The 7,461-nt window shown below is 60.8% G+C and carries 9 protein-coding genes and 1 pseudogene; 4 read left to right on the top strand and 6 right to left on the bottom strand.

Annotated features, from left to right (window positions below; all coding sequences use genetic code 11):
* Nucleotides 1-300: 300 nt before the first annotated feature.
* Together GSQ92_RS26420 and GSQ92_RS26415 are read left to right on the top strand one after the other, a co-directional pair.
* Nucleotides 301-990, top strand: coding sequence for an alpha/beta family hydrolase (locus GSQ92_RS26420; RefSeq protein WP_216856983.1), 690 nt, complete (start codon nucleotides 301-303; stop codon nucleotides 988-990).
* 294 nt (nucleotides 991-1,284) lie between these two features.
* Nucleotides 1,285-1,509, top strand: coding sequence for a hypothetical protein (locus tag GSQ92_RS26415; RefSeq protein WP_159014565.1), 225 nt, complete (start codon nucleotides 1,285-1,287; stop codon nucleotides 1,507-1,509).
* A 151-nt stretch (nucleotides 1,510-1,660) separates the two neighbouring features.
* On the opposite strand, the gene GSQ92_RS26410 is transcribed toward GSQ92_RS26415, so the two are convergent.
* From GSQ92_RS26410 to GSQ92_RS26385, 6 genes and pseudogenes are all read right to left on the bottom strand, one after another.
* The gene (locus GSQ92_RS26410) at nucleotides 1,661-2,017 is read right to left on the bottom strand and encodes a hypothetical protein (RefSeq protein ID WP_159014564.1); all 357 of its coding nucleotides are present in this window, start codon (nucleotides 2,015-2,017) and stop codon (nucleotides 1,661-1,663) included.
* A 15-nt stretch (nucleotides 2,018-2,032) separates the two neighbouring features.
* Nucleotides 2,033-2,305 carry a helix-turn-helix domain-containing protein gene (locus tag GSQ92_RS31965; RefSeq protein WP_371418600.1) on the bottom strand — a complete coding sequence of 91 codons (273 nt, stop codon included), beginning with the start codon at nucleotides 2,303-2,305 and terminating at the stop codon, nucleotides 2,033-2,035.
* A 318-nt stretch (nucleotides 2,306-2,623) separates the two neighbouring features.
* Nucleotides 2,624-2,890 (bottom strand): hypothetical protein, encoded by a 267-nt coding sequence (locus GSQ92_RS26400; protein ID WP_158805698.1) that lies wholly within the window; start codon nucleotides 2,888-2,890, stop codon nucleotides 2,624-2,626.
* Nucleotides 2,887-4,079 (bottom strand): annotated as a pseudogene (locus GSQ92_RS26395) (IS91 family transposase). The gene GSQ92_RS26400 and the pseudogene GSQ92_RS26395 overlap by 4 nt, the downstream one beginning before the upstream one ends.
* A gap of 9 nt (nucleotides 4,080-4,088) precedes the next feature.
* Nucleotides 4,089-4,949, bottom strand: coding sequence for a site-specific integrase (locus tag GSQ92_RS26390; protein ID WP_158801551.1), 861 nt, complete (start codon nucleotides 4,947-4,949; stop codon nucleotides 4,089-4,091).
* Between the two features lie 139 nt (nucleotides 4,950-5,088).
* Nucleotides 5,089-5,718, bottom strand: a complete 630-nt coding sequence (locus GSQ92_RS26385) for a TetR family transcriptional regulator (protein ID WP_159014600.1) — start codon at nucleotides 5,716-5,718, stop codon at nucleotides 5,089-5,091.
* An 85-nt stretch (nucleotides 5,719-5,803) separates the two neighbouring features.
* Between GSQ92_RS26385 and GSQ92_RS26380 the strand changes: the two genes are divergently transcribed.
* Together GSQ92_RS26380 and GSQ92_RS26375 are read left to right on the top strand one after the other, a co-directional pair.
* Entirely contained in the window at nucleotides 5,804-6,478 is a 675-nt protein-coding gene (locus tag GSQ92_RS26380) for an O-methyltransferase (RefSeq protein WP_159014562.1), read from the top strand.
* Nucleotides 6,479-6,712: 234 nt separating this feature from the next.
* The gene (locus tag GSQ92_RS26375; RefSeq protein ID WP_159014561.1) at nucleotides 6,713-7,144 is read left to right on the top strand and encodes a hypothetical protein; all 432 of its coding nucleotides are present in this window, start codon (nucleotides 6,713-6,715) and stop codon (nucleotides 7,142-7,144) included.
* The last annotated feature ends 317 nt before the right edge of the window (nucleotides 7,145-7,461 follow it).

The following is a 7,461-nucleotide window of genomic DNA, read 5'->3' as shown; positions in this document are numbered from 1 at the left end:
AGGACGGCCGCGATCTCCTCCGCGGTGGCGGCGGTGAGATCGGCAGCGTCAGGGTCTGGCTGATGGTCGTCGGGCATGCGGGCAAGCTAGGCGGCGAAGGAGAACGAAACAAGAACAAGAATCGATTGACGCGGTGGTAGCGCTATGCCTGCCGGCGGTCGCTCGGGACGAGGCTTCAGGCACGCGGACATCGAATCCCGCAGATTCAATCGCCTCAACCGCCGTCTCGGCGCGATACGGCACATTCCAGGGGAATGGTAAAGAATTCGAGCGCATGGCTCAGGCAAGAGGATGAAGGTGATGCCGCGGGCAACCGCTCTGACAATCGCAGTCGACGAGAGCTGCACCGTCTCGGGCATCCTGCAAGTGCCCGCCGAAGCGCGTGCGTGCTACGTCATGGCGCATGGCGCCGGGGCAGGCATGAACCATTCGTTTATGGCGGCGGTTGCCGACGGCCTCGCTGAGCGGAACATCGCGACGCTTCGCTACCAATTTCCTTACATGGAGCGAGGCTCGCGGCGGCCTGATAGCCCGGCTCTGGCACATCGAACGGTTCGAGCGGCGGTCATCGAGGCGGCGGGGCAATTGCCAGCACTGCCTCTTATCGCCGGCGGCAAATCATTCGGCGGTCGCATGACCTCCCAAGCGCAAGCGGAGGCGCCGCTCCCCAAGGTCGAGGGGCTGGCCTTTTTTGGATTTCCGCTGCATCCAGCGAACAAACCCTCAATCACACGCGCGGAGCACCTCAGCCAAATTCAAATTCCGATGCTCTTTCTACAGGGCACGCGGGATGCGTTGGCCGACATGACGCTGCTGGCTCAAACCATCAAATCGCTCGGCGCAAGGGCGACGCTCGCAGAGGTCAGCGGAGCGGATCACTCCTTTCATGTGCCAGCGCGATCTGGCCGCGCGGACACGGACGTCCTGACGGATATGCTCGATACGCTTTCCGTTTGGATTACGGCGAGCACCAGAAAAGGAGACGTTTGATATCCTTCTAAGACCTCATTTCGCTAAAACGGCCGCAGCTTTGTCTCGCGGATTTCGTGAAGATTGCGCGACAGAGAAACGATATTTTTCTTCAGCGGCTTCTTATGCCAGCGGGCCGAGCCTATATTTAGCCGATTTGGTTATCGGAATTTAATGCATCAGCATATTGTGCTTGCGAGGAATCGACGCCATCTGCGGCTTTCGACCAATGTCGCGTCGTTACCATTCTGATGACTAGTTGGATATTGTGACCTTGTGTCAGAATTCGCCCGCAATCTGAAAGAAACATGCACTATGCCTGCCACCACCACCCGCGCGCCGCGCGGAACGAAGAATTTGTCCTTGGCCTTTTTTGCTGCTGCTGAAGCCATCAAGGAAGATAAGCGTCCTGCCGCCATCAAGGCCGCGTTGGCATCGATCCGCGGAGAGTTGAAGGCCTCACGGGAACGGGCGAAATTGGCCAAGGCGCGCGACGGCAAGAGGGGCCCAGGCCGCCCGCGCAAGATTAAAACCGCCTGATGTCGAATGCTGGCTCAATCCACTCGTCTTCAGCCAGCCCTAAACCGGGACGACTAGCGAAACTGTCGTCCCGGTTCTACAATTTTCTGAGATCCTGCGCGAGATCGAATAATGACAACTGGGCGGCTAAGTTGTTGGCGTTCGTAAACGCCTAGGATTCTGGAGCCGGGTCGATGCCGAGCTCCTGGCGGATGTGCTGAAACTTCTTCGGATCGGCGAAACGGCGATCCGTCATCATCGCCCGCAGCTCGGCTAACCCTTCTGCCGTGAAGAACAATCTGGGGGCACGTGAGCCGGTATCAAGCCGCATCAATCCTCGGTCGATCAGGCCCTTGGCGACCGGCGAAAGCTTAGGCTTTCCGGCGTCGACTCCACCCCTCCAGGTTTTGATCATGAAGCCCTCGGCAACCGTCGGATATGTCGAGAAGAACATATCGAGCTCTCTCCGGATATAATCCCGTTCGCCGGGCGTGAACCGTGCGGCAATCGGTTGGTTCAACGTGCTCATGCCAGACCTTGACGCCTAATTATTTCGAACGGGTAGCCCGCGCATAGACGGGCGAAAGTCCGGATCAAGAAGGTCATGAGGGCGAAGTCCCACAACCCGCGCGATCTTGGCGATGTTATCGACACCGATGTTCCATTTCCCGGCTTCATATTGGCTGAGATATGACTGGCTGATGGAGGTCCTGCTGCATGAGTCGCGCTGACCCAACTGCGCAGATCTCCGGGCCGCCCTCACGGTTTTGGCGAGAACTTCGCGAATGTACTCTGGCGCGCTTTGTCCTCTAGGCATTCTTACCATCCAATAGCGTTACGCCTGCATTCTCTCCTACCGCGGCTCGCGCGCAAGGTCTGATCTTCCCGGCTGGTCGGCTCTTTGAGCGAACCAGCGACCTATGGCAGCCCGGCTTTGGATCAACTTCTGGAAATCACCCCAAAATACTGGGCGACATCAGATCGGAATGATGGGCGACATCGTTTCGAAATACCTGGGCGACATCGTCGGAATGAATGAGGGTTCTGTTTAGTCCCGCATCACAGCAGAACGCGGCGGCGCCCCATGCTGCGGGAGTGAACAGAAGCCTGATTGAACGAAGCCGCGTCACAAGGCTCAGTCTATGGGGATTGATCGACGACGGCGCCCCTGATGAGTCGCGGGTTCCGGCAAATTGCTCTGCCATGCTGCCTTGGTTCGTGCGTCTGCTCCCATGCCGACGTCATTACGAGCGTAGGACCGCAGAATATCGATCGTATCATCCAGGCATTCTATTGGAGATGGGGTGTTGACGTCACCAGAAGACAATATCATCACGCCGGCGCCGAGAGACAGCTCCGGGATGATTTCTAGAATGATCGAACATTCCTCCGATGATGTCATGAGCTGTTCCAGATCGGCATGTTGTGCGTTGCCTTCTCTGGCGGGATGGCGGCGACGTTGATCATCCCGCCGCCGCAGCATGGGCAGATAACGAGGGAACGGCCCGTCAACTGGAGGTAGCGTAACCGGTAATCCCCACCCATTCCAGTGTCCTGGGGAGCAGGGGCTGTGAGTAGTCGCCTGCACTGCACGAGTTTTGCGGCACGATGGCCATTGGCGAGGTAGCCGTAATGACGGATGCGATGGAAGCCGTTCGGAAGAACGTGCAGCAGAAACCGCCGGATGAACTCGTCCGCGTCGAGCGTCATCACTTTGCGCTTGTCGTGATGTCGATAATCTTTCCACAGGAAGCTCACTTGACCACCGGTCATGTCAACGAGACGGCTGTTGGCGATGGCAACTCGATGAGTATAGCGGCCGAGATACTCAAGGACCTTCGCGGGGCCGCCAAACGGACGCTTGGCATAGACGACCCAGGGCGCCTTGCGCAGCGGCTTCAGGAGGGCGGCGAACGCCGCCGGCTTGGCCAGCGCGGCGAGCTCGCAGAAGAACTTCAGCCGGCCCTCGTCGAATGCGGCTTGGAGCAGGGTTAGGAAGAGACGACGATAGAGGGTTGATAACACCCTCACGGGCAGAAAGAAGCCTGGGCGGCAAGCGACCCATTTTGTGCCGTCGGGGATGAGCCGCCCCCCGGGACCACGCAGTGCAGATGAGGATGATGCTGGAGAGCTTGCCCCCACGTATGCAGAACGGCGACCATACCAATCTCGGCCCCCAGATGCTTGGGGTCGGCGGCGATGACGCGCAGCGTCTCGGCCGCCGCCTTGAACAATATGCCGTAGACGACGGCCTTGTTCTGGTAGGCCACCTCGGCAATCGCTGTCGGCAAGGTGAAGACGACGTGGAAGTATGGCACTGGGAGCAAGTCGGCCTGCCGGTCGGCCAACCATTCGGCGCGAGCGAGCCCCTGGCACTTCGGGCAGTGCCGATTGCGGCAGGAATTATATGCGACCCGCGTGTGCCCGCAGTCGCCGCATTGCTCGACATGGCCACCGAGTGCCGGCGATCGGCAGGCTTCGATGGCCCCCATGACCTTCCTTTGGTCGAGGCTGAGGTGGCCGGCATGAACGTCGCGATAGACAGCGCCGCAGCGACGGAACACGTCCGCCACTTCTGGCCCACCACGCATCGGGGGGCCTCAGCCTGGTGGCCCTACGTCGAGATTCATCCGGTCCAGCGGACTGACGGTTCCGGCGATGACGTTCGTGGCAACCCTGGTGTAGATGGCTGTCGTCATCAGCCGGGCATGCCCGAGCAGCACTTGGATGATGCGGATGTCGGTTCCACTTTCCAGCAGATGAGTCGCGAAACTGTGCCGCAGGATATGGACCGTGACGACCTTGTCGATCTCGGCCTCGCGTGCTGCCGTGCGGCACGCCGCCTGTAGAGTAGCCGCGCAGACCGGTTGGCCGTCATCTCGACCGGGGAATAGCCAGTGGGCAGGTTTAGTGAGCCGCCAATAGGCTCGCAGGATGGTGAGCAACTGAGGTGAGAGCATGACATAGCGGTCCTTGCCGCCTTTGCCGTGCTCGATCCTTATGATCATGCGGCGACTGTCGATGTCGGCGATCCTCAGCGCGACGACTTCAGAAACCCGTAGACCGGCACTGTAGGCTGTAGTCAGTGCCGTTCGGTTACGCAGACCAGGAACCGCCTGAAGAAAGCGAACGATCTCGTCCACGCTCAACACAACCGGCAGCTTTCTGGGTTCCTTCGCGCTCACGATACGAAGGGCAGCGTCTTTGCGCCCGAGGGTAATGCCGTAGAAGAAACGCAAGGCACAGGACACCTGGTTTATATGGGACCAGGACATACCGAGGCCGGCGAGGTGGACCTGATAGGTTCTGACCTCCTCATTGCCGAGCTGATCAGGGGCGACACCAAAGAAACGGCTGAACTTCGCGACCGCGTACACGTAGGATTGCTGGGTTGCTGGCGAGAGGTTTCGAACCGTCATGTCATCAAGAAGCCGCCGACGGAGCGGGGTCATCTGAGCCATCACAAGGTCTCCTGTCTGATGATTGGGGTCTGGACAACCGCAATCCTCTCAGACAGGAGGCACCTCAGGCCACGCCTTCTCTTACTCCCGCGCTAGCGGGTTCGTTCAATACGCAAGCCGACCTCAATCGACGGCCAGCTTAGCGAGAGAGCCGTGCTAGGTAGCCGCAGAACATGTCGGCCATTGCGTCCGCATATGCGGAAATCTCTTGGCTTGTTCGTTCAGTCCCGGAAAAGCTGCTGCCCACCTGTGTCAGCGTCGTCTCGATAACATCAGCGGCGAGCACGACCGTCGGCTCGTCCACACCAGGCAAAGCTTCTTTCATAAATTCGCGGATGACGAGCGATCCTGACGCACGGGCCTGGGCGGCCTCTGGCGCATCACGGTAGAGCGGCGCTGCGTCCCCTAGCGCCGTTCGCACCTCGGCCTCGTCACATTCCGAGCGCAGGAAGGCATGAACGAGCGTTCGCAGTCGCTCTTGCGGCGGTTGCCGTCTGTCCGCCAGGATCTCGTGCAGCAGTGCGCTTGTCTGGCGCCACTCGTCGCTTTGGAGGCGGAACAGGATCGCCGCTTTATTCGGGAAATACTGATAGAGGGAGCCCACGCTCACGCCCGCCCTCTCCGCCACGCGGGCTGTGGTGAACCGGGAGGCTCCTTCCGTCCGCAAAACCTGAACAGCCGCGTCGAGCACGGCCGCAACGAGGTCGTTGGCACGCGCCTGTTTGGGCTGTTTTCGTGAGGAAACCTGCGGGTTTGGGCGCTGCGCCAGGGCTGTCTCCGGAAATGCGAATAGCGAACCTGACGAAGTAGTCGTATTTTGCCTCGCACCGCAAGACGCTTTGCAAGGAAGTTACATGATCACCATGACCAACAGTCCCGTCGCGCCGCTGCTCGACAAGCTCTTTGCGGAGGCCGACGCCTCCGACCCGGCGACGACGCCTTCGGTCGCCGACTACTGGAATGGCTTGACCGGCGAGGACAAGGCGCGCCTGGTGCGCAGCCGAACCGACTACGCCGAGTTTTATGGCCGCATGAAGGACGTGGCACTGGCAGTTTCGCGCGAGACCGGCAACCTGCTTTACATGCTGGCGAGGTCGTCACGCGCGTCGTCGATCATCGAGTTCGGCACCTCATTCGGCCTTTCGACGATCTGCCTGGCGTCTGCGTTACGCGACAATGGCGGCGGCCGGCTCGTCACCAGCGAGTTTGAGTCTTCCAAGGTCGCTCGCGCCAGGGCCAATCTCGCCGCGGCCGGCCTCACCGACCTCGTCGAGTTCCGGGAAGGCGACGCGCTGGAGACGCTCTCGCGTGACCTTCCCGATACCGTTGATTTGCTGCTGCTCGACGGCGCTAAGTCCCTTTATCCTGACATCCTCGACCTTATCGCGCCACGGCTGCGTTCGGGCGCCCTGATCGTCGCCGACAATGCCGACTTCTGCCCGCCTTACTTGGAACGGATGCGGTCGCTGGGCAGCGGGTACCTGTCTGTGCCGTTTGCCGACGATATTGAACTGTCGGCACGGCTCTGAAATGCCATCCACGTTTGCGTCAGGGCTGACCGGCTGCGTGGGGCGCGAAGGTCGTTCAGGAACTGCTCGCAATGGTGATCGATTAAACGGTCTTCGCCGACCGGCCGCCCAACTCAGAGCCTTCGGCCTAGACATGGCGCGGCGAATCATCGCGCGGCATCAGTCGCCCGCTCCTGGTCCACCCGCGGCCGGCCGGCCGGACCAGGAGCGGCACGTGACTGAGGCTATGTGCTCGTGAGGTTCGAGATCAGCCCGGACGTGGCGACGATCGTGTCGGCCGCCGCCACGGCCGTCTATGCCGTCATCTCTGCTCTCAGCCTGCTGCTGCTTTCGCGCCAGATACGGGACGCGCGCCGCTTCGGCGCCGCCCCAGCCCTCTGCGCCTTGTTGAAGGAGTTGGAGGAGCATATGGCGGCCGTCCGGCTGCTGGGAGGGGCTAGCACAGATGAGACTGCAGCCGAGACGATCGTCCGCTACCTGGAGTTTTTCGAGCGGGTGGAACACCTCAGGAGCGCCGGCGTCCTCCCCTCCAACGTTCTACGGCGAGCGTTCGGGCCCGTCCTAGATGCGCATCTCGCCGATCCCAGGTTTCGCAGGGTCATCGAGCAGGACGCCAGTCAGTACCAGGAGGTTCTGCTCCTCGCGAAGCATCTTGGTCGCCGATGAACCGTTTCGGCTAGGCGCGCCGGAGGTTCGATCAGGCGTGCAGCCTAAGCCGCGTGCTCATCGCGCTCCGGCTCTGGTGCTGTTGCAAAGGCCGGGACGGACGCAGCGCTCAAGTTTAGGTCATCCACAAATAATACCTCTGAACGAACGGCCGCTTCGAGGCGGCGCGTACGAGAATTGAATGGCCGAGATGGGTTCGGATTGCTGCAGTATTACTCCGCGACATCGTCTGGCCTGGGCGACGCCCGCGCACGCTCCAGGCCGCATGTTCATATGCGAGGGGCCTGAGACCACCGTCCGGCTCTGCTCATTCGCTC

It is taken from the genome of Acidisoma sp. S159 (assembly GCF_009766125.1).
Taxonomy (GTDB): Bacteria; Pseudomonadota; Alphaproteobacteria; order Acetobacterales; family Acetobacteraceae; genus Acidisoma.
Note: the sequence above shows the minus strand (reverse complement) of the source record. Positions and strands in the feature narration are given on the sequence as shown.